This window comes from Acinetobacter sp. P8-3-8, assembly GCF_000214135.1.
GTDB lineage: Bacteria > Pseudomonadota > Gammaproteobacteria > Pseudomonadales > Moraxellaceae > Acinetobacter.
In genome coordinates this window covers 31,024-53,470 of sequence record NZ_AFIE01000015.1, presented here as the reverse complement: position 1 = coordinate 53,470, position 22,447 = coordinate 31,024, and the positions used below count along the sequence as shown (strand labels likewise).

Here is a 22,447-nt window from a genome sequence, read left to right as displayed (position 1 = left end):
TATTTTTTTAAACTTTTAGAATCAAAAATGAAACTATTCAACTTTTAACAATTTAATTAACGATCTAATTGTATGCAACGGATTAAGCTACCATTGGGATCAATCACACTAAACATATCAATTTCCCCCAAATATTGAATTTCCGTTATTTTTGCATCAGGAAATGCTGTCCAATCCAAATTTTGCCAATAGTGAAAAAGATCATGCATAATTTTGGTTCTTAAACAAACACTGAACCATGATTCTTTTGGATTCAGTTGTGGATGATGAAAGAACTCAATAATTAAAGAATCCTTACTTAAAATCATCCATTGCTCAGATTGATAATCACATTGAAATCCTAAAAACTCATAAAACAGACGAGTATCATTTAGATCAATTGCAGGTAAATTTGCCGAAATATAGTCTTGCATCACCACCTCTTTTACACTCGTCCTTACGATTCCTAAAGCAGACGTTAAAGTCAAAAATTAGAAATTAAAGCTTTGATACCAATCCCACAACACCTTTGCTCCAAACCAAATCGCAAAACCGATCAATATTAAAACGATCATCCCTAGAATATCGGGAATATGAATCCAAAACCATGCGACAACAGGATTACGCCAAAACGCAGAAGTTTGCTGCATTTGTTCTAACTTCTCATGTAGAAATGGATGCACCACATGATCATCACTATGAATCTGATATTCTTCACGAATATGATCGTGTACCACATCCAAAGCCCGACGGCTTGGACGAATGAAGATATCAAATACCGTACCTGCTATAGGAATAAAACCAACAAAGGCATCCACGACAGCAAGTTTGATTACACCATTCAATTTGGCTTGTGGTACGCCAATTTGTTTGGCTTTATATACAGCATAACAAGTCAGTACAAAACCAGCAGCATCCCCTGCAACAGGAATGGTACTCAGTGCTGCATCTGCCCCTACCCCTTGTTTGGTAAATGGAATCCGTACCACTGAATCCATCATATTGGCAAATTTAGCCAAATCACGTTCCAATTGAATAACTTCTTGAGTCGATAATTTTTTTTCAGCGGGCATGGATGTATCTATCTTTTAACATCGCAATATAATGAAAACATCATAGCCAATAAATTCAGAGTGTTGTGTATACTTTTAATATTTTGTGATTACCATCGTTTTAATGGCTGATATTTTCACTCAGAGCGAAGCTTGACCCAATAAAATTGACGCAATGAAAAGATAAACCACCACCCCTGTTGCATCACAGATAGACGTGACCAATGGTGCAGATGCGCTCGCAGGGTCAAGTTTTAAGCGATTCAGAATAAAAGGTAAACTCATTCCGATGAGACAGCCCAATAATACAATTCCCATCATACTGATCGCCAAAACCACAGCAACCATAGCATCTCCACGAATATAGCCCAGTATAGAAACTGCAAATGCCATCGTTCCGCCTAAACACAAACCAACCAAGACTTCCCGACCGACTAAATAAAACCAATCTTTCAACTGTACATCACCCGTTGCCAAAGCACGCACCATCAATGTTGCGGATTGAGAACCTGCATTACCACCACTTCCCACCAATAAAGGTAAGAAAAACACCAAAACAATATTGGCAGCAATAATGTCTTCGAAATGAGCAATCCCGATACCTGACAATAAACTACCAAAAACAAGAATGACCAACCAAAACACGCGCTTTTTGTATAAGGAAAAGATAGGTGCTCGTTTAATACTCATATTGGGTGAAGCAGCAACAGCACTGGACTTTAAAAAATCTTCTGTGGTTTCGGCTTGTACCACATCCGTTGCATCATCATACGTGACGATACCGAGTAGATGATATTGTGCATCAACAATAGGCAAAGCAATAAAATCATAATGACTCAGTTTATTGGCAATACTTTCTTGGTCTTCATCAACCCAACCGACTATTAAGTCCGTGGTCATGACGTCTGCAATGGTTTGATTGGGATCGGCAAGTATGATTTGTCGTAAAGAAATCACACCCAATAAAACATTCTGTGCATCTACAATATAAATCAAATATAAAGTTTCACGGTCTGCTGCAACTTTCCTAAGCTGTTCAATGGCTTGGTTCATGCTGAGATTCGGTGACAAAGTCACAAAATCCGAACTCATTAATGCACCAGCAGATTCCTCAGAATATTGTTCTAATTGTTTAATTTGTTGTTGTTTTTCAGGACTCAGTTGTTGGTAAATTTGCTGTTGTTGTTGTGCAGAGAGTATTTGAAATAAATCAATTCGGTTATCAGAATGCATTCCTGAAATAACATCGAGCAACTGATCTTCTGGTAAATATTCAACAATGTTCTGTAATTGTTCTAAGGATAAATATTCAAGAATATAAGGTGCATTGGGTAAATAACGGATTAAACTGATTTTTGCATTCAAAGACAGATCTTTAATTAATTCAGCAATATCCGCATCATTCATAGGATGTAGAATATTTTCGACTTTATCAAAATCATGATCTTGTATTGCTAATTCTACTTTTGAAATCAAATCCAAGGACAATTGCATTTATTTTTCCGAGTTATAAAGTTCCCCACTGATCATGTGATTGAATGCAAATAAAATAAAGCATGATTTTGTTATAAAACTGGAACTTAAAATCTCAGTTGTAGAATAAATTGGATATTGGTCAAATAGATGAATTAATACCAGAATGAATATTGTCTAGGCTCTAAAATAAAGCCCTAAATAAAATAGGTCACCACATAAATGATGACCTATTTTTAATCGAGAGATTTTCGACTTTTTGGGAATAAATGCGCTTTAGCTTAAGCTGGCTTTGTTTTAAAAAGAGACCGAATCAAAACATACATAAACGGAATAAAAATCAGCACCAAAATCGTTCCAAAAATCACTCCACCAAGCACACTCACCCCAATTTCCTGACGGCTTGCAGCGCCCGCACCCAATGCAAAAACCAAAGGAATCACACCTGCACCAAATGCCAAAGAAGTCATTAAAATAGGACGTAAACGCAATCCTGCCCCTTCCAGTGCCGCAGCAATTGCTGTTTGCCCTTTTTCTTGAGCAATCGCCGCAAACTCTACAATTAAGATTGCATTTTTACATGAAAGACCAATGGTTGTGAGTAGTGCAATTTGGAAATAAATATCGTTTGGAAAGCCCATTAATTTGCTGAAAATAATATTCCCACCAACACCCAAAGGAATAGCTGCAATCACTGCTGTCGGAATCGACCAGCTTTCATATAAAGCAGCTAAGCATAGGAAAATAAATCCAATAGAAATTAAATAAAGCCACAAAGCCTGACTGCTTGATTTCTGTTCTTCAAAAGACAAGCCACTCCATGCTACATCGATACCATCATGTTGAGCGATCAACTTTTCAATGTCACGCATAGCTACACCAGAGCTGATATTTTTGCCTGCGTCAGCTTCCATTTCCAATGCGGTATAACCTTGAAAACGATTAACCACATCTGGCCCACCTTCCCAATTGATCGTTGCGAAATTACTAAACGGTATCATTTGGTTTTGTGCATTGCGTACAGTCCAAGACTGTAAATCTTCAGGCTTAGAACGGAATGCTGCATCGCCTTGCATCATCACACGTTTAATACGTCCACGATCAATGAAGTCGTTGATGTATGAACCACCCCAAGCAGCAGACAGCGTGCTATTAATTGCAATTTGAGATAAACCATTTGCCAATGCTAATTTTTGATCGACATTGACTTTTAACTTGGCTTTATCAGGATTAGATTGTTTATCTAAATTCTCAAACGTCGTTGCTTTGGCCGCTTCATTTTTGAGTAATTCAAATTGTTGATCTAAGTATTTTCGACCCTGACCATTAATATCTCGAATCCAAAATTCTATGCTGTTGCTATTCCCCAAACCATTCACAGAAGAAGGCATCATCACATTAATATTGGCATTTTTATTGTTTTTAAAATATTTCATTGCACGTTCACGTATTGCTTGTGCAGAATTGGTACTGCCTAAACGTTCATCCCAATGTTTTAATGCAATAAATCCTGTACCTAAATTTTGTCCAGTACCTGAAAAATTACGACCATAGCGGATTAACACAATATTAACGTTTTGCTTTTCTTTTTCTAAGAAATATTGACGGATTTCTTCTCCTACAATTCGACTCTTGGACATCGGCGAACCTTCAGCAAGTCGGAATTGGACACTCAACATCCCTTGGTCTTCACTTGGGATAAAACTGGTCGGCAATACTCGGTAAATCAATGCAAAAATGCTAATCAAACCAATAAAAACAACCAGAATTACCCACTTTAACTTCAGGGTCTTTGTTACAAGCTTTAAATAGCCTTGTCTCAAGCTTTCTAGTTTGTGATTAAACCAATCTGCCCAGCGCATACTTTTTTGATTTGGTTTGAGAATAATTGCACACAATGCAGGTGTTAAAATCAATGCCACCAACAGTGACAAAGCCATTGCAGCAACTAAGGTGATGGAGAACTGACGGTAAATGACCCCAGTAGAACCTGTAAAAAATGCCATTGGGATAAAAACGGCAGTGAGTACCACCGTGATCCCAATCAATGCCCCTGTCATTTCCTGCATAGATTCAATAGACGCTTGTTTTGCCGTTAATCCACGTTCATGCATCAGTCGTTCGACATTTTCAACCACGACAATTGCGTCATCAACCAACAAACCTATTGCAAGAACCAGTGCAAATAAGGTCAATGTGTTGATGCTCATTCCCAAACCAAACAACACAGCAAATGTACCGAGAATAACAATCGGCACTGTAATCGTCGGAATTAAAGTTGCACGCCAGCTTTGTAAGAAAATAAACATGACAATAACAACGAGAATAATCGCTTCAAATAACGTTTTGATGACTTCTTTAATCGACTCTTGCACAAATGGCGTATTGTCACGTGGATAAACAATTTTATAGCCCTTTGGCAATTTCTCTGCGACTTGTGCCAATTCTGCCTTGATCAAAGCAGAAGTCGCTAAAGCATTTGCACCCGAAGATAAGGAAATCCCAATACCTGAAGATGGAAAACCATTGATGGTATTAAAAGATTGATAATTTTCCGCGCCCAATTCAATACGTGCGACATCTTTTAGATAAACATAACTGCCATCAATATTGGATTTGACAATAATATTTTGGAATTCTTCAACCGTTTTTAATCTTGAGCCTGCTGTTACCTTGGCATTTAAATATTGATCTGCAACTACAGGTAAATCACCAATTCCCCCTGCGGCTACTTGCGTATTCTGTGCTTCAATCGCTGCACGAATATCACTTGGCATCAGTTGATATTGACGTAATAAATTCGGGTTTAACCAAATCCGCATTGCATATTGCGAACCAAAAACGTCAACTTCCCCGACCCCATCAATACGGGAAAGTTCTTGTTCAATATGATCTGAAAGATAATCTCCCAGTTCGATATTATTACTTTGACCTGTTTCATCATATAAACCAACCACCATAAAGGTGTCACCAAGTGATTTATAAACATTGACCCCTTGGCGTTGTACATCTTCAGGTAAACGATTGATCACACCATTGATACTATTTTGAACTTGGACTTGAGCTGTGTCAGGATCGGTACCATTTTCAAAACTAATACTGATACGTGCACGCCCTGATGAATCACTGGTCGAGCTGAAATACAGTAGATTATCAATACCTTTGATTTGTTGTTCTAAAACTTGAGTGACACTTTCTTCAACAGTTTCAGCATCTGCACCCGTATAGGTTGCTGAAACGGTAATTCGTGGTGGCGCAATATCAGGATAACGCTCTACTGGAAGATGAATAACAGAGAAAATACCTAAAGCCATAACGATGATGGCAAGTACACAGGCAAAAATAGGACGTTGAATAAAAAATTTTGAAAGCATCAGATTAAATTCTGTAGCAGATGAATATTATAAATCTCATAAAGACAATTAAATTCTCTTTACATGGATCTTCTGTGAGTTGGCTAAAAAACTCAAGGAAAAATAACAGAAAACTGAAATTACTTATGCAATATGAAGAAATTATGAAGAACGACAATCTTGTCAAAAATGAATCATGTCTCTTTTCATCATTCTTTCATCGCAATGTCATCACGCTGCCAATTTAACTTTTCACACTCTAAGCATGCTAAGTCCACAATTTGAGCTGAAAATGATTAAAAGAACCTTAATAATGACCAGTGTTGTTGCACTTTTATCTGCGTGTAATGATGACAATAATGATGCAACAACATCAAAACCTGAATATAAAGAACCTAAAATTATCATTGTCGGGCATCGAGGAGCCAGTGCATTACGTCCTGAGCATACTTTAGCGTCTTATCAAAAAGCGATTGATGATGGCGCCGACTTCATTGAGCCAGATTTGGTTTCAACCAAAGATGGTGTATTGGTCGCACGACATGAGAATGAAATTGGCGGTACAACCAATGTCAGTGAATTGACCCAATTTGCAGATCGTAAAAAAACCAAAATTATTGATGGTCTGTCACTTACAGGATGGTTTACTGAAGACTTTAGCTTAAATGAGTTAAATCAAATTAAAGCACGTGAACGTATTCCAAAACTTCGTCCAGAAAACACCCAATATAATGATCAGTTCAATATTCCTACACTCGAACAAATTATTGAACTTGCAGAAAAAAACTATAAAAAAACAGGAAAGATTATTGGCTTATATATCGAAACCAAACACCCAACTTATTTTCAAAAAAATAATTTAGGATTAGAAGATCCATTATTAAAGACACTGTCTAAATATCAATATACCCGTGAAATTGCACCGATTTACTTACAATCTTTTGAAGTCAGCAATCTCAAATATATGAAGGATCAATTGGTACTTCATAAAAGTTTAAAAAATGCCAAAATCATTCAACTCTATGATGATAAAACGGTTAGCCCTGCTGATTATGTTGCACAAGGAATTAAAACAACCTACGGCGAGATGGCAACAGCACAAGGCTTAAAACAAGTTGCACAATATGCCAATGGTGTAGGCCCATGGAAACCTTATATTTTTAATGAAACGTTTACAGCGCCATCTGCATTTGTCAAAGATGCTCACGCTGTTGGGTTAAAAGTTCACCCTTATACTTTCCGCCCTGAAAATAACTTCCTTGCAGCAAATCTTAAATGTAGTAGCGCAGAAGCCGATGCAGCAAAACGCTGTGAAACAGGTGCAACTAAAGAATATGAAATGTACTTTAAAGCAGGGGTTGATGGTGTATTTACAGATGACCCTGGCCTAGGTCGTAAAGCAGTCGATGCTTATTGGAAAGCCAATCCAAGTACGCAATAAATATTAATTTCAACTCTTTAAAACGGTTTGATTAAGCAAGTGATTCAATCACTTGCTTAATTTTATTCAGAACTTGATGTATTTTGCCTAAAATTAATACCCATTTAAGTTTAAAATAATACACTTTTTAAAAATTTAGCTTCATTGATTTATGAGTGATTATTCTCCCCTTAAAGGCACGACTGGTTTCAAACGCATCTTAAATGCAACAGGTTATTCTTTAGCAGGCTTTAAAGCAGCGTTTCAACACGAGGCTGCCTTTCGACAAATTCTGTTGTTAAATGTAATTCTAATTCCAATCACTTTTTTCTTAGATTTGAGTGCCGTTGAACAAGCTTTAATGATTGGCGTGTGCCTATTGGCAATTATCGTGGAGCTATTTAATTCTGCACTTGAAGCTGTCGTTGACCGCATTTCTTTAGAACGTCATCCATTGTCTAAAAATGCAAAAGACATGGGCAGTGCTGCTCAATTTGTGACTTTAACGATTATTGCTGTGACTTGGGCGTTGATTTTAATTCGTTAAGCACGATTTTCATTTAGAAATAGATTGAAAATCTAAACTAGAATTGATTCATTACACATTCATTGATTTGCGAAGCGTATTTTCACCTTCGCAAATCCTTCTATTAAAAACAATCTACCACTTAATATTTAAACTTCACATTCAATCGAACCATCATTGGATCACCCCAATTCACTAATTGCGCATTCGGGGTTGTTCCTGCTAAATATTCTCGATCAAATAAGTTTTTAATGCTTAAACCTGCACCCCATTTTTTCGCTTCATAGCCTGCATTCACATCAAATAAAGCATAACTAGGTAAATACACATAATCGGTACTACGTTGCGCTGTTCGAGAGCTTTGATAACGTATGCCTGCACCAATATTCCAACCCAGTTTATCTGGGCTAAAATAATATTGAGTAGACAGTGTCGCTGCATTTTTAGAAACATGATTGCTTCGTTTCCCAATTTCACTGGCAGTTAAACTTTCAGTTATTTTTGCAGTTGGAATATAGCTATAGCTGGCTAAAACATTCCATTGGTCTGTAACTGAAGCAACCATTTCAGCTTCAAAACCTTTAGTCACCTGTTCGCCTGTTTGAATTGAAAAGTTTCCTGAAGCATCGGTTTCAGTGACGTTTTTACGGGTTAAATCGTAATAAGCAAGATAGCCTTGTAAGCGTTGATCAAAGGCTTGTAACTTCACCCCAACTTCTGTTTGCTTACCTTCTTCTGGATCAAGCAAGCCACCATTTTCACCCGAATCGGTGACTGGCATGAAAGAAGTAGAATAGCTGATATAAGGTGCAAACATATCATTGATGCGATACATCACCGACGCACTGCCTGTAAAAGCATTGTCTGAGTTTTTGGTGGTTGTATTTTTTAATACATTATCAATTTCAACTTGTGTCCAATCATGGCGTCCTGACAGCCCAATAATCCAATCATCATCAATTTTAATGGTGTTACGTAGATACAGACCTGTGTATTGGCTATAGGTGATTTCTTCAGTTGGCGCACCTATTTTCTTAACAACGACATTGCCATAACTTGGATTATTTGCATCGAAATCATTGATGGTATCGGTACGACGATAATAATCACTCCGCTCTCGCATCATATCCACACCAACCATCACATCATAGTTGATCGGTCCAAAATTGAAATTGCGTTGTAAATTATTATCCAAGGTATAATTCACATCTTGCTTATCTTGATTGTTAATAGCTCGCTTAATGGTCGGTAGTACATTTCGACCAGAGGCTAAAATCGAATCCCCCAATGTTTCGGTTTTGGTCACAGCAAAGTTTTGTTTAAATGTCCAATCATTATCAAAATAGTGTGCGTAGTTTGCCCCTAAGCGGTAAACATCGACATCATAGCCATAGTCTGGATCACCAAAAAATAAATCATGTGAATATTTTTTAAAATCACCATTGCTATATGGAATGCCCTGTTGGCGTAGATATTCACGGCGTTGATAGCTGGCAATTACTGATAAATCATCTTTTTCACCTAAATCGAAATTATATGATGGTGCAATATAATAGTTTTTAAAATAAACATAATCGGTTGGATCATCCTGATCAGACACTCGCCCAACCACACGAAACGCCCCTTTTTCAGTATTGTTTGGTGCATAGTTTAGGTCAAAAGTCCCTTCTTTTAAGCCATAACTGCCATAGCTTAATGTTCCTTTATACGATGTTTCCGCTTGCGGGCGCTTGCTGGTCAAATTCACCAATCCACCGGGTAAGGCTAAACCAAAACCAACCGATGTTGGGCCTTTCACGACCTCAATCGATTCTAAACCTGAAATATCTTCTGCTCTTAAAACATTGTCCGAAGCTTGTACACGTAGACCATCAATATATGTTTGTGAGCTAGAAATTTGTCCACGGATAATAAAGTCATCCCAACCACGACGTCCATATTGCCCAGAAGTTACCCCTGCAACACCTTCAAGTGCTTCGGCAACTGTTTTTGCTTGTTTTTGTTCGATTTGTTGATTGGTAATGACACTGATCGATTGTGCTGTTTCAAATAAAGGTGCATCTGAGCGAAGTACCGCACTCGCTGTTTTGGCCACATAAGACTGCCCTTCTTTCTCTGCTTGTAATCGAATAGAAGGCAAAACAGATGTTGCTGTTTGTTCTGTTTTTACGTCAGTGTTTGATTCTATTTCTGCATAAGCGGGCGATGCCAAAATAGCCAGAATTGAAAATGTTAAATAAGATCTGTTGAATTGCATTGAGCAATACCAATGAAAAATAATGCAAATTATAATCATTTTCATTTGATTATATAGGTATAGCTTTAGATTAAATAATGAAAATCGGCTTAACTTTAGGAAATTTAAACAAATAATAATGAAAAATATCATTTTTTTCTTATGAATTAGAGCCATTTTCAATGTATAGCGCATTCGTTGTCTTTAACCTGAATCTGAACACTTAATCTGAGAATTTCAATCCGAAAAATCTAAATCTGAAAATCTAAGTCTTTAATTAAGCTTAGAATGCAAAAAACCGAGCAAATCAATTCACTCGGTTTTTTATTTCAATAATTACAGTACACATCTATTTATATTTGAAAATAGAATCGCTAATCATGTGAATCTGGAAATAATGGACGATTCCCCGGCCCAATACGATTCATATGCAAGAACGACATGTGACGTTCGTACTTGTCTAAAATGTCATTGATCACTTGTTCTTTGGTATAACCTGCCAAATCATTATCTTGCGAACCTTCATATAAGAACGTTTCTAAACGATAATAAAAATCTTTGCCTGATTTTCCACGCTCACTAAATTGCGGTGCGGTATAGCGAACTGGCCAAATCTGATAGACAAAATTGTGGTCTTCTTCCAAATGGATCGTTAAATCAAGATGATACAATGCATCATTTTCTTCAAGTGCAGTATGGGTCACATCAACCTGCATCCCTTGTTTGATCAGCTCGTCGGCAACTGTTTTCACAGCTGGAAAACAAACTTTATCTAACATTTGACGTGTTTCAGTCGTACCAGGATGTTGCATCACTCGGGATAAACGTTGCTTCCAATTGAGAATATCTACATTCCCTACTACAGGTGCAGCATTCAAGCTACGACTGGCTTTGCGATAGTCCTCAAGGCGCAAGGATTTATACAAACCAATCATGACCAATACCATAACAAAGCTGAAAGGTAGCCCCATAATCACAGTGGCACTTTGTAATGCTGTAATTCCGTTTGTCATGAGCATTGCAAGAGTCAATACACCAATTGCCACAGCCCAAAACACACGTAACCAACGTGGTGCGTCATTATCAATATTAGAAAATTTTGTCGTAAAATTACCTAATACCAATGCGCCTGAATCCGCAGAGGTCACATAAAATAATAAACCTGTAATGGTCGCAACACCCGCAATAAACGAGAATCCTGGATATTGAGCTAAAAGGTCATAAAAACCATGTGCAGGATTGACTAACACTGTTTCAGCCAGTGCAGTATTCCCTTCAAAAATAACGTTATATAAAGCACTGCTTCCAAAAATGGATAACCATGTCATGGTAAAGAGCAACGGAATGATCAAGGTACCGCAAACAAATTCACGAATCGTCCGTCCACGAGAAATTCGTGCTAAAAATAAACCTACGAATGGTGACCATGCGACCCACCACGCCCAGAAGAAAATTGTCCAACTATTCATCCAGTCTTTGGGTTGCTTATATGCAAAGCTTTCTAATGCCAAACTTGGAAAACGAGTGATATAGTCACCAAAGTTTTGTACTAATGCATTGAGTAAGAACTCTGTATTTCCTAATAGCAAAATAAATAACATTAAGCCAATTGCAACATACACATTGGCTTCAGATAAAATCCGAATGCCTTTATTGACTCCAGCTGTCACAGAAATAATCGTAACGATCACCGCAACCAAAATTAATAAGCTTTGTATCCATAGATTTTCAGGCAAATCAAATAAGACATGTAAGCCATAATTTAACTGCACCACCGCAATACCACAGGTGGTCGCTATCCCGAAAATCGTACCAATTACAGCAGCTGTATCGACACTATGTCCTATTGCACCATCAATTTTCTTACCAAATATGGGATACAATGCAGAACGGATGGTGAGTGGTAAATTATAACGATAACTAAAATAACCCAATGCCATTCCAACCAGAGCATACATGCCCCAACCTGTTAAACCATAATGAAATAACGTCCAGACCATGCTTTGACGAGCAGCTTCAATCGTCTGCCCTTCACCGACTGGAGGATGCATATAATGAGATAAAGGTTCAGCGACTGAGAAGAACATCAAGTCTGTTCCGATCCCCGCTGCAAATAGCATGGCAGACCAGCTCAGCAAGCTAAACTCTGGTTTGGAATGTTTTGGACCTAATTTAATATCGCCATAGCGTGAGCAAGCAATAAAAATAACAAAAACTAAATATAGCGTTGCAGCCAGTAAATAGTACCAACTAAACACCGAACTAACCCATGCCAATACCGTATTAAGCACATGGTTAGCAAAATCATTAAAGAAAATCGTCGTCAATGAAAATATTAAAATAATGAGCGCTGAAACATAAAAGACCACACGATTCAAATGATCTTTTTCTTGAATGGATGAATCATCAACTGCTCTTGGATTATCTGTCACCATACAATCCTCAAGTGAATTTAGATAAATATGCCATTTTGTTTACTTATAAATGTTCCCGAAGCAAACATGACACCTGAAAGGTTATGCAATAAAAGATGAGCTTTAAATCAATGGATAAATATTGAGATAAACCTAATCAAAATTTTATTTTAATTTAAATACAATCAATACTTTGATTAAAAACAATAACAACTCATCTCCTCTATATAACGAACAATATTGATCATTATTACAACACTTTAACAGTATTGTTTGATGATACTGTTAAGCATTATGTAAAAACGCTTTTGCAAATAGCATACCCTTTATTGATTGAACGTTCAATCAATAAAGGGTATTATGAATCGCTATTACTACTTGTTCTGTTCTCTAAATGTTTTATTATCGCCTTTAATTTTAGTGAGTTATGGCAAAGAGCATGAAAAAGCGCACAGTTAAACCCGAACATGAGCGGCGTGAAGAAATTATCAATGCAGCTTTTGCAGTGATTTATGAAGTTGGTTTATCCAATACGACGATTGCTCAAATTGCAAAAAAAGCGCAACTCTCTACAGGTATCGTGAGTCATTATTTTGGTGACAAACAAGGACTCATGACAATGTGTATGCGTGAAATGCTCAAACGGCTACATCAGACCACTCAGCAATACAAAGCCGATGTGATTGGTGCTCAACCAGAGCAATATATCAAAGCCATTATTCATGCCAACTTTGACCTCAGTCAGGTCAATAAAATGGCAATGCGAGTTTGGTTAGATTTTTGGTCAGCGAGTATGCATAGTCCTGAACTTGCACGTTTACAACGAGTGAATGATCGACGTTTATATTCCAATTTAAAGTTTCAATTTCTTCAATTGTTACCCAATGATCAAGCAGATATTGCTGCTACAGGTCTAGCGGCTTTGATTGATGGACTATGGTTACGTGGTGGTTTAAATCAACATGATCGATTTGATAGTCAATCTGCTCGCCTGATTGCTTATAACTATTTAGCTATACAACTTAGAGATACAGCTTAAACGAGTTGAACTTCGTGAATAAATAGGAGAAACCGCATGCATGATATGCACGTTCATCCATTATACATCCATGGTCAATATACCCCTGCCAGCAGTGGGCTAACTTTTGAGAGTATCAATCCAGCCAACGGCGAAGTGATTGCTACCATTCAACAAGCTTCGCAACAAGATATTGAAAAAGCTGTACAAAGTGCCAAAGAAGGACAAAAAGTCTGGGCTGCCATGACGGCAATGGAACGTTCACGTATTTTGCGTCGTGCGGTAGATATTTTACGTGAACGTAATGACGAGCTTGCTCAACTAGAAACATTAGATACAGGTAAAGCGTATAGCGAAACATCAACTGTTGATATTGTGACTGGCGCTGATGTACTTGAATATTACGCAGGCTTAGCAACTGCAATTCAAGGGGAACAAGTCCCTTTGCGTACTAGTAGCTTTTTCTATACTCGCCGTGAACCTTTGGGTGTCGTGGCTGGAATTGGCGCTTGGAATTATCCAATTCAAATCGCTTTGTGGAAATCTGCTCCTGCACTTGCTGCAGGCAACGCCATGATTTTTAAACCCAGTGAAGTAACACCTTTAACTGCGTATAAATTGGCAGAAATTTATACTGAAGCTGGTGTGCCAAATGGTGTTTTTAATGTTGTACAAGGCATTGGTCGTGACATTGGTCAATGGTTGACTGAGCATCCTGCAATTGAAAAAATCTCGTTTACTGGTGGTGTAGAAACAGGCAAGAAAGTCATGGCAAGTGCTGCCGCTTCTAGCCTAAAAGAAATCACCATGGAATTAGGTGGAAAATCTCCACTGATCATTTGTGATGATGCCGATATCGATAAAGCAGCCGATATTGCAGTCATGGCAAACTACTTCAGTTCAGGTCAGGTTTGCACCAACGGCACACGTGTCTTTGTACCTGAGTCTTTAAAAGCAGCTTTTGAAATCGCAGTTGTAGAGCGTGTTAAACGGATTCGTATTGGCAATCCAATGCATGCCGAAACCAACTTTGGCCCTCTGGTCAGTTTTCCTCATATGGAAAAAGTGTTGTCTTATATCGAATTAGGTAAGCAACAAGGCGCTAAATTACTGATTGGTGGCGAGCGTGCAACAGGTGAATTGGCTCAAGGCGCTTATGTCCAACCCACAGTATTTACCGACTGCCATGATGATATGCGCATTGTACAGGACGAAATTTTCGGCCCTGTAATGAGTATTCTAAGTTATCAAACTGAAGATGAAGTCATTCAACGTGCAAATAATACTACTTTTGGCTTAGCAGCAGGCGTCGTAAGCCCTGACATTAACAAAGCACATCGCATTATTCATCAAATTGAAGCAGGAATTTGTTGGATCAATACATGGGGCGAATCTCCTGCTGAGATGCCAGTAGGTGGCTATAAACAATCTGGTGTAGGCCGTGAAAATGGTATTTCTACCCTTTCTCACTACACACGTATCAAATCCGTTCAAGTTGAGCTTGGTGATTTCCAAAGCATCTTTTAAAAAGCATTGCGCTTTATCTTCACTTGATCAACTGAATCCTCATATTCAGTTGATCTTGCAACAAATAAAGGCAGATTATGAATAAGCAAGAATACGATTATATTATTATTGGTGCAGGCTCGGCAGGTAATGTCTTTGCTGCACGTTTAACCGAAGATGCAGATGTTTCGGTTTTATTATTAGAAGCTGGTGGCCCAGATTATCGCTTAGATTTCCGTACACAAATGCCTGCAGCCTTAGCATTTCCATTGCAAGGTCGTCGCTATAATTGGGCATATTTAACTGATCCTGAACCCCACATGAACAATCGCCGTATGGAATGCGGTCGTGGTAAAGGCTTAGGCGGCTCATCGCTCATCAATGGGATGTGCTATATCCGTGGTAATGCTATGGATTTAGATCAATGGGCAAGTTTGAAAGGGCTTGAAAATTGGAGCTATGCCGACTGCTTACCCTACTATAAAAAAGCTGAAACCCGTGACATTGGTGCAAATGAATATCATGGCGATCATGGCCCTGTATCTGTTGCAACACCAAAACAAGGAAATAATGTCCTGTTTAACGCCATGGTTGAAGCAGGAGTACAAGCAGGTTATCCCCGTACTGATGACTTAAATGGTTATCAACAAGAAGGCTTTGGTCCAATGGATCGTACTGTAACGCCGAATGGTCGTCGTTCGAGTACCGCACGTGGTTACCTCGACATGGCAAAGGATCGTCCAAACTTAACCATTATCACCCATGCTATGACCAACAAAATTTTGTTTAATAATAAACAAGCGATTGGGGTGGAATATATTATTGGTGCTGATCAAGCCAATATGAAACAAGCCTATGCTAAACGTGAAGTCTTGCTTTGTGCAGGTGCAATTGCATCACCTCAGATTTTACAGCGTTCAGGGGTTGGACAAAGCACCTTGCTCAAATCTATGGATATTGAGGTCGTACAAGACTTAGCAGGTGTCGGTGAAAACTTGCAAGATCATTTAGAAATGTACTTACAATATAAATGTAAGCAACCTGTTTCTCTCTACCCTGCATTGAAATGGTATAACCAACCTGCCATCGGTGCAGAATGGTTATTTCTAGGTAAAGGCATTGGTGCAAGTAACCAGTTTGAAGCTGGCGGTTTTATCCGCTCATCTGATGAATTTGAATGGCCTAATATTCAGTATCACTTCTTACCTGTCGCAATTAACTACAATGGCAGTAATGCCGTGAAAGAACATGGCTTTCAGGCGCATGTCGGTTCAATGCGCTCGCCTTCTCGTGGTCGAATTAAATTAAAGTCCAAAGACCCTTTTGAACATCCAAGTATCTTGTTTAACTATATGTCCACTGAACAAGATTGGCGTGAGTTCCGTGACGGTATTCGCCTCACTCGTGAAATCATGCATCAACCTGCGCTTGATCCTTATCGTGGTGAAGAAATCAGCCCAAGCATGCAATTAAAAACCGATGCAGAGCTGGATTCATTTGTTCGAGAACATGCTGAAACGGCTTATCATCCATCTTGTAGCTGTAAAATGGGGGAAGATGATATGGCTGTAGTTGATGGTCAAGGTCGTGTACATGGCGTACAAGGTCTGCGTGTAGTCGATGCATCAATCATGCCGATCATTATCACAGGAAATCTAAACGCCACCACAATTATGATGGCAGAAAAAATTGCAGATCAAATCCGTGGCAAAACTCTGCCACGCTCCGAGGCAACTTACTTTAAAGCAGGCACTGCACCTGTACGACAAGCACCGATGCGTCCATTTCAATAAGATATATTCAAAGATCAGCATCTTATTGATATAGCGTTTTATATAGGGTGCTGATCATTTTAGGGAAGAAAATGAAAAAACTTTTACTCACATTTGCTTTGGGGTTTTGCCTACACACAACTCATGCTTCTGAAACCACCACGGTTGAAGCAACCTCTCCATTCAGTGCGAATCTGACACTTGCGAGTCAATATGTTTCGCGAGGATTTCAACAAACATGGGGAAACCCTGCGGTGCAAGGTGGCTTAGATTATACGCATCCAAGTGGTGTATTTATGGGTACATGGGCTTCAACCATTAGTGATGATTTTGTTCGTGATGGATCTGTAGAGTGGGACTTTTATACAGGTTATTATCATCATTTGGGTGATTTTACTTTAGGTGTTACCGCTGCTTATTACTATTATTTAGATGCAAAGACGGCTGCTGATACAGGGCATACACGCTTTGATTATGGTGAAATCATCCCCGAAATTGGGTATGGGCCGTTAACAGTAAAATACGCCATCACCTATACTCAGGATTATTTTGGGAATAATTCCGACACATTAGGCATCGGTACAAATCAACATTCTCGTGGTTCTGGTTACTTAGATGTCAACTGGCATCAACCGATCACACAAGGTTGGTCGATGGATGCCCATTATGGTAATCAGCGCATTAAAAATTTCTCAGCAGCGAATTTCCAAGATGCAAGTTTAGCCCTGAATAAAGCGCTTCCATATAATCTTGCGGCGAGCTTAATCTATAGTAAAGCTTGGGATAAAGATGATTACTACAAAGAATATAGTAATGGTAATCCAAACGCTCGTGTTTCCGATCCTATCGATTCAACTGTGACTTTTTCTGTGACCAAAAGTTTTTAATCTAACCTGAGTTCGAGATAAGATATGTTCTCAACTATCTGATACGCGGAAACGTCAGTCGCATTGTTCGAGGCCAGGCTACATCTGCAATATACTGTTTTTGCGATATATTAGGTACTTGATAGTATCTGTCGAGTTGGCGACTGACAGATGGTTTTGCCCTTGCGTGGCAGTGCCACTCATCCCGAAAGCCTTGCGAGGTAGTACCTCTCAGGTCGAACCTGAACAAGATTGAAATATATTTCAAGCGAAGTGCAAGACGAAGTGGGTTAATCCTTGCATTTGACTTTTAAACGGTAAGACTCCGCTTTGCCTGATCTATCTTTTCAATAACTTACATCAAAGTTTATCCCGAACTGACGTTAATCTATTTTTATTGAGTCCATTAGAACCACAAAACTGCTATTTTCAGATAGCAGTTTTTATTTAGAATGAATCAAATCGTTAGGTTAATACTCTGAAAATAAAATAATGCTTTAAACCTATACGTATAGTTAAAAAAGTATAAATAAATGAAAAGCCCATTTTTCAATGAGCTTTTATCTATTTCAGGACAAGACAAAACAAGACATAATTTAAATTTTACTGATCAATCGGAATACACAGTTCTTCATCTTTAGCGAAAGCAACCGATGTTAAAATTGGAATTGCAAGTATGATTGGAACAGTGAAAATCCATGCAACTATCGTTAATTGACTTGGAAATAAAGAGTGAATGCCAATAGCCGTCAATATCAAAACTGAAAAAAGAACACTCGCAAATCGAATCACAAATTTGAGTGGCATGGTTTGGCTCCTATAGCATTATAATCATTGTCTTTTGAGTATATACCTAATATTTTGTTTTGGTTATATACTCATTGTACTTTCTTATTTCCCACCAAAAACGTAAGAAACTCCGACTCTTCCACCAACTTCACCGCCACCAGCAACGCCAAATGCGCCACTAAAAGATGTGCGTCCATCCTCAAGTATACTCGTTATACCTAGAGCACCTGCTGATTGCCCTTCATAATGCCCCATGCCACCAAATACAGCAAATTGACCTGGTTTCATATTTGGTACAGCCTGTTGTGCTGCAAGTGAGATAGCTACTCCACGATACGCATTCGTTTCAACATCATCAAAACGTCGATTTAAATCTGCAGTATAAGATCGGAATTGCCCCATATTAACTGCGTCATTATTTGCAACGCCATTGGCAACATTAGAGACGACTTTATTTCCTGCATCTACACCCTGTGCAGAGAGCCTTACATCACCAACAGATACTTCTCCAGCTTTGACAGTTGTGGATATAGATGATTTTGTTTCTTTACCTGATGCGTCTTTTTGAACAATGTCTTGGCTCAATAACACGCCTGATACGTTATCTACTCGAGTTTCTGCTACAGACTTTGCTGATCCATCTTTTGCTGTTGAAGTCGTATTAAGATTTGAAGTATCTGATTCTAAAATTCCAAATTTATCAACAACTCTCGTATTCGCATTCGCTACTGTTGTGTTTACACCGTCCGAATTAAGAATATTCTCTGAACCGTATACTTTCTCAGTAAAACTTTGATCCGTACGGTTCTCAACATCTGAACCTCGAATAATATTTTGTGTCGTGATTTTACCATCTACTGTTGTGGTTTTTTTGGCTTCAACATTTTGAATATTTCTCTTCGAATACACAGCTTGAGAAGCTAATAATCCCATATCAGTATTGTTTACTGTCTCATTCGAAATACTTGATGTTGTATATGTCGAACCTGATTGATCTTTATTGGTTACTTTAGTGTCAGTATTGAATTCCGATGTAGTTTGCTCTGATATTTTTTGATCCGCTTGATAGACCAAATTTTCTAACTTCGTAGTTCCCTTTGTTTCTGTGGTTGACGCATCTAGAACATTTTTATGTGTATAAGAAGATTCATTTAGCGATGAACTTGATAAAGCATTTTTGCCTTTTTGGTAATCCACAGCAGTTGTTTTATCGCTTGATGTTGTTTCAATCGTACCTTTTACGACTGATTCGCCATTTTCATTAAAATCATAAATTTTATTATTCGTACTCACTTCCACTGTCGTGGCTGCATCACGATATTTATCACTTTGATTATGATTATACAACGTGACATCATTTGTACTTTTTGATTCTGAGCGAGCAACATAACCATCTGCGAAGGTATCTTGATTGGTTTGCTGATTTTGTTCAGACTTTTTATATGTTATAGCACCAGACTGATAAACTTGTTCAGCTACTTTTTTACTCTTCGTATTTTGGTTAACAACATCTACATCCGTTGTTTTTAATACTTGAGTGCTTTTCACTTCTCTCCCATGCTCATCATATGCTAGGACACCATTTCGGATTGACAAATCAGTACCATTTTCATCAACACCATAATAAGGTGCTGTAGAAGTCAATTTTTGATTACTCAGCACATCCAGAGTAGAAGAAGTATTAATTGTTCGATCTAAAATATTTTTTCCTTGCGCATACTGCACAATGTCTAAATCTTTTGATTGATTATCATAGTTGAGAACTTTTCCGTTAGCATCTGTACTTTTTTGGTTTGATGAAATCTGGCTTGAATAGTTCCATACTTTTTCTTGTCCAGTTTGGTATTGCTGTAATAAGACCTTAGCTGCGGTATCAGATGTATTAATGGTTTTAATAACAACTTGACCTTGTTCATCTAACACTAAATTACTCGACATATTTTGAGTATTGTAGGCTTGTTGAATTTCACGATCTAATGCATTTTTTCCTGCAGAATATAATTTTATGGTTTTATTTTTATCCGATTTATTTGATCCATAAATAATCTGACCATCTTTTGATGTTTCAGATTCATCTACATGATCCTGCTCGGTTAAATTGTAAGCCAGTTCTTGCCCATAATTCACTTGTTCAGATTTATGATTTGAGTTTTTTGCTTTAAAAACAGTATCGACTTGAATGCTTTTATTTTCTGATGCATTTTCTAAAGTAACTTCACTTCGAATCTCTTTACCTTCTAAATCAGTCCCAAGAACGACATAGTGGCGCTGAGTACCATTTTCATCAACCCAGCTTCGAACATTACTCTCTGTCACGTCTTGCCCTGGATTTAACAATATATGTTGATTAGGATCTAAATAACCGCCTGATAATGAACCATAATTACCAATGGTTTTATTAATACTACCCGCTTTAATATTCTGTTGATTTGTTCCAGAGGCATTTTCAGTACTTACTGTCTTGCTTCTTAACTGCTGTAGATCGACATTCAATTGCTGATTTATAGTTCGATCAACTTCAATATTTTCCTGCATGCTCTTTTTATATTCTGCTGAGCCATTTGCTGCTGTTATCGCATGTTCAACAAAACCATCTGCATAATTTTTAACTTCATTATATGTCGCAGATTTAGTTCTCTTTTGGGTAGCGGTATCCGAATAACGGCTGTTTGTACCATTATTAAGGATTTCATAATCCTGCCCTTGTTTATCCCCAGAGGCATGATGTGTTGCTTGATAATTTGCCTGATATAATTCTTCAGAAGATTTATTTTCAATGGTAAATTCAGTAATAGGTTGATTATTGGTTAAGACCAACTCCCCATTTATATTTGTTTGCAATTGACGATTTGCGTTATGTCGAAGAGTTTTAGAACTTTCTTCTGTACCTATGGGTTGCGCACCATCTTGGTATTTAACATATGTTGTATCCGTAGAAGTATTATTTATTGCATTAAATCCATCCCATACTGAAGTTCTATTTACTTCATTCAGGCTTGACGACTTTCTACTTTCCTTGACTAAAGATGAATCATCGTAAACAATATTATGACTTGAATCTGAATTTTTTCTATTCGTAACTGTAGATTCTTTTTCTAAATATCTTTGATCAGAACTCACTTGAATTGCTACGAATTGTCCTTGACTATCAGTTGCATAAGCAACCTCGGTACTGCTTCCACTTGATGAACTTTCTTGATTGGTTAAAACCTTATTTGGGTCACGGCTAATGATTTTACCATCTTGGTTAGTCGTAGATTTATATGTGGCATTTTTAGATTGAGATTGGGTAGCTCCACCATTAGCAATATAAACATGAGCACCACTTTCTATAACGGGTTGCCCATTTGCATCAAGTTTTTGAATACTATTAAAATTTGATTGCTGGTTTTGCGATTCATTCAGCGTATCTAATGCGACATTATCTGAATATTTCGTATTTGATCGACTGCTATAATAAGTACGACTTCTCGCATCTTTAACTTTTGTTAAATCATCTGCAGCAAAATCAAATGATGAATCATTTAAACGACGTTCTGAATTTGCAATTTCATTACCACTTGCATCTAATCTGACCTGAGTATTGGCTTTACGTGTAACCTTACCTGTGCTGTTGAAGTCGCTATTAATGTTTTCATAATGTGAAAGTTCATTTTCACCCACTTGGTTTGATGAATAATATCTCCCTCCATTTAAATCTGCCCGACGTGTTTCATCATAACTATATTGTTGATAATTTTGTCCTGAACTAGACGTTTGACTTCCTTTTATTTTCGTTCCTACAGAAGAAATAGTATTTGAGTTTAAGTTATCGTATTGGTAATTATTATCGTACATATTAAAATTGGGGTTAGATTGGTAATTACTTGTTCCTTGGGTTTGTTGATAATTATTTCCTAAATTTTGATCATAGGCAGTCCGATAAGTAAGGTCTGCTGCGGCATATCCTGTTATTGAAGATAATGCTAATACGAGTGTAGTTTGTTTTAACTTCATCAATATAATTCCCAAAGTTTTATCGATTATTAAATTTTTTGTTTTGT

14 protein-coding genes are annotated in these 22,447 nt (G+C 37.7%); 6 read left to right on the top strand and 8 right to left on the bottom strand.

What is annotated here, in order from left to right; all coding sequences use genetic code 11:
• Nucleotides 1–56: 56 nt before the first annotated feature.
• The 4 genes from GGG_RS0108645 to GGG_RS0108630 all read right to left on the bottom strand — a co-directional run bounded on the left by GGG_RS0108645 (nt 57) and on the right by GGG_RS0108630 (nt 5,878).
• On the bottom strand, nt 57–413 hold the full coding sequence (locus GGG_RS0108645; protein WP_010113922.1) for a hypothetical protein: 357 nt from the start codon (nt 411–413) through the stop codon (nt 57–59).
• Nucleotides 414–470: 57 nt separating this feature from the next.
• Nucleotides 471–1,052 carry a DUF4112 domain-containing protein gene (locus GGG_RS0108640; RefSeq protein WP_010113920.1) on the bottom strand — a complete coding sequence of 194 codons (582 nt, stop codon included), beginning with the start codon at nt 1,050–1,052 and terminating at the stop codon, nt 471–473.
• Nucleotides 1,053–1,172: 120 nt separating this feature from the next.
• A complete protein-coding gene (gene mgtE / locus GGG_RS0108635) occupies nt 1,173–2,525 on the bottom strand; it encodes a magnesium transporter (RefSeq protein ID WP_010113915.1) in 1,353 nt (450 codons plus the stop codon).
• A 260-nt stretch (nt 2,526–2,785) separates the two neighbouring features.
• Nucleotides 2,786–5,878, bottom strand: a complete 3,093-nt coding sequence (locus GGG_RS0108630; protein ID WP_010113913.1) for a multidrug efflux RND transporter permease subunit — start codon at nt 5,876–5,878, stop codon at nt 2,786–2,788.
• 271 nt (nt 5,879–6,149) lie between these two features.
• Here GGG_RS0108630 and GGG_RS0108625 point away from each other — a divergent pair, with 271 nt between their 5' ends.
• On the top strand, nt 6,150–7,298 hold the full coding sequence (locus GGG_RS0108625; RefSeq protein WP_029574508.1) for a glycerophosphodiester phosphodiesterase: 1,149 nt from the start codon (nt 6,150–6,152) through the stop codon (nt 7,296–7,298).
• A gap of 151 nt (nt 7,299–7,449) precedes the next feature.
• Nucleotides 7,450–7,824, top strand: coding sequence for a diacylglycerol kinase (locus GGG_RS0108620; RefSeq protein ID WP_010113909.1), 375 nt, complete (start codon nt 7,450–7,452; stop codon nt 7,822–7,824).
• A 121-nt stretch (nt 7,825–7,945) separates the two neighbouring features.
• On the opposite strand, the gene GGG_RS0108615 is transcribed toward GGG_RS0108620, so the two are convergent.
• On the bottom strand, nt 7,946–10,060 hold the full coding sequence (locus GGG_RS0108615; protein ID WP_010113907.1) for a TonB-dependent siderophore receptor: 2,115 nt from the start codon (nt 10,058–10,060) through the stop codon (nt 7,946–7,948).
• A 353-nt stretch (nt 10,061–10,413) separates the two neighbouring features.
• Complete coding sequence (locus tag GGG_RS0108610; protein WP_010113905.1) at nt 10,414–12,474, bottom strand: choline transporter; 2,061 nt, start codon at nt 12,472–12,474, stop codon at nt 10,414–10,416.
• Between the two features lie 418 nt (nt 12,475–12,892).
• Here GGG_RS0108610 and betI point away from each other — a divergent pair, with 418 nt between their 5' ends.
• From betI to GGG_RS0108590, 4 genes are all read left to right on the top strand, one after another.
• On the top strand, nt 12,893–13,492 hold the full coding sequence (betI, locus tag GGG_RS0108605; RefSeq protein WP_010113903.1) for a transcriptional regulator BetI: 600 nt from the start codon (nt 12,893–12,895) through the stop codon (nt 13,490–13,492).
• A gap of 36 nt (nt 13,493–13,528) precedes the next feature.
• Nucleotides 13,529–14,998, top strand: a complete 1,470-nt coding sequence (gene betB / locus GGG_RS0108600; RefSeq protein WP_010113901.1) for a betaine-aldehyde dehydrogenase — start codon at nt 13,529–13,531, stop codon at nt 14,996–14,998.
• Nucleotides 14,999–15,075: 77 nt separating this feature from the next.
• Nucleotides 15,076–16,770, top strand: a complete 1,695-nt coding sequence (gene betA, locus GGG_RS0108595; RefSeq protein WP_010113900.1) for a choline dehydrogenase — start codon at nt 15,076–15,078, stop codon at nt 16,768–16,770.
• 71 nt (nt 16,771–16,841) lie between these two features.
• Nucleotides 16,842–17,636 carry a TorF family putative porin gene (locus tag GGG_RS0108590; RefSeq protein WP_010113898.1) on the top strand — a complete coding sequence of 265 codons (795 nt, stop codon included), beginning with the start codon at nt 16,842–16,844 and terminating at the stop codon, nt 17,634–17,636.
• 582 nt (nt 17,637–18,218) lie between these two features.
• On the opposite strand, the gene GGG_RS0108585 is transcribed toward GGG_RS0108590, so the two are convergent.
• A complete protein-coding gene (locus GGG_RS0108585) occupies nt 18,219–18,422 on the bottom strand; it encodes a hypothetical protein (RefSeq protein WP_010113897.1) in 204 nt (67 codons plus the stop codon).
• An 84-nt stretch (nt 18,423–18,506) separates the two neighbouring features.
• Nucleotides 18,507–22,400 carry a YadA-like family protein gene (locus tag GGG_RS21350; protein WP_010113895.1) on the bottom strand — a complete coding sequence of 1,298 codons (3,894 nt, stop codon included), beginning with the start codon at nt 22,398–22,400 and terminating at the stop codon, nt 18,507–18,509.
• Nucleotides 22,401–22,447: the final 47 nt, after the last annotated feature.